Annotated in this window: 1 pseudogene; it reads left to right on the plus strand. The window is 60.3% G+C overall.

Annotation, left to right across the window (positions count from 1 at the left end):
• Nucleotides 1-928: 928 nt before the first annotated feature.
• Nucleotides 929-1,024, plus strand: a pseudogene (locus tag AC0L2A_RS36085) (IS5/IS1182 family transposase); the annotation flags it as partial.
• Nucleotides 1,025-1,695: the final 671 nt, after the last annotated feature.

The raw sequence follows: 1,695 nt of genomic DNA on the forward strand, positions 1-1,695 counted from the left end.
CGAGTGCATCTGGATCGAGCGTATCATTATCTGCGAGGTGATGACCCGATGAGCCGGAGGGGGCGCGAAGCCTTGGACTTGCTAATTGAGGCAGTTGCCGGCGAGGAGTTCAAGCAGCCGAGCCAAAACGCGGAGGTGCTAATGTTTCCAATTGGGCGCCGCTTCTGAGGCGATCTCAATTGTGGCAACCATGAACACGGTGTGCAAACACCTTCAGAATACTGCTCGTCCGAAGCCTGTCGCTCACAACCATCCGAATTGAGCTGTCCTGGCTGTAGCTTCCATCATCGTCATCGGCGGCAGCTATTTCGGAATGGCCGCCGTCCGGCAGTTCCGCCGCGCCCGCGCTAAGTTCTGGTGATCGACGCCGGGCTGCGGCGGAACCGTTTTGCCATCCATTCGCCTACTTTCCTGTCCCAGGACGGCGGCGATCCGAACGGTCGGGCAGATCGAGTTGGCGGTCGGCGCTGCTTTGTGGGCGGTCCTCGCGGATCACCTGGACGGGTTAGTCGCCAGGAGAACCCGAAACCGTGCCGGACATGGCGAAATTTTGGCGACATCATCTACGGAGCCATCCTTTCCGCGATCGTCCTCGTGCAGCTGAATAGCGCATCTCTCGTCTCCTTCTTCGTTGCGACGGCGCTATTGATTGCCGGCGCCATTCGCCTGAGCTATTCGCGAACTTCGGAAATGTTTCGGCGTGCCGCTGTCCTACGACATTCCCTTGATGGCCGCCCGGGTTCTCGTCCAGCCCATGTCCGCATCGTCTTTCCTGCCGGCCGTGAACATCGTCTTCGCTCTTTTGAGCGTTGCCCACGTCGCCTCGGTTCGCGTGCCATCGCCGAACCGGGCCATGTACCTGGCTATCACGCTCTTCGCGGTGATTGCGTCGTCATCCTCATTCACCGGGGGGCAATTTGATGCCGCGTGGCAGACGGTCTACTGGTGGTTCCGGCGCTTTGTACGGCTGATGCTGTTTCGCACGATCCACAACATCGCCCTGATGGACGACCGCGAGCGGGCCTGGCACAACCTGATCCGGAAAGGCGCTGCGAGGCTCTGAGGGGCAGACCGCTGGCCAGACCCAGTGCCCTATTCGCAAACCACACGGTATCGCTTGCCGGGCTCGCTGACGTTCTTGCAGACAAGCGGCTTGTGCGGCTCATAAGAGGAAAGCGGAGCACTTGCGATCCGCGATGCGCGTCTGTTTGATGTCTTGTGACTTGCCGTACGGCGCGGTTTGAGCCTTTCCGGCTCCTGTGGCGCAACCGGAAACACGCTGTTTTCGATGTGTGGCTGCTGCAGGTGGGGCGGCTCTTTGTCAAAGAATCGCCTGGCATCAAGCGGTCTCGGAATAATCACCGTACCATCATCGCTGCGCGCGCAGCCGCTACCCAACAGTAAAGCCACCCCCACAAAAAAGGCAGAATCCGTTCAAGCATAAGCACCAACCTTTGGCGGGCATATACCCCGGCTTGCGAGTCACTGACAACTGGCGGAATGGGCACGAAGAAGGGGCGGCATTGCTTGCCGCCCTTTCCAAATTGTCGAAATGCGTGGAACTTAGAAGGCCATGCCACCCATGCCGCCGCCGGCCGACTCCTTCTTCGGAGCCTCCGCGATCATGGCTTCGGTGGTGACCAGCAGGCCGGCGACCGAGGCCGCGTCCTGGAGCGCTGTGCGCACGACCTTGAC

This window comes from Mesorhizobium sp. WSM4844, from assembly GCF_055811775.1.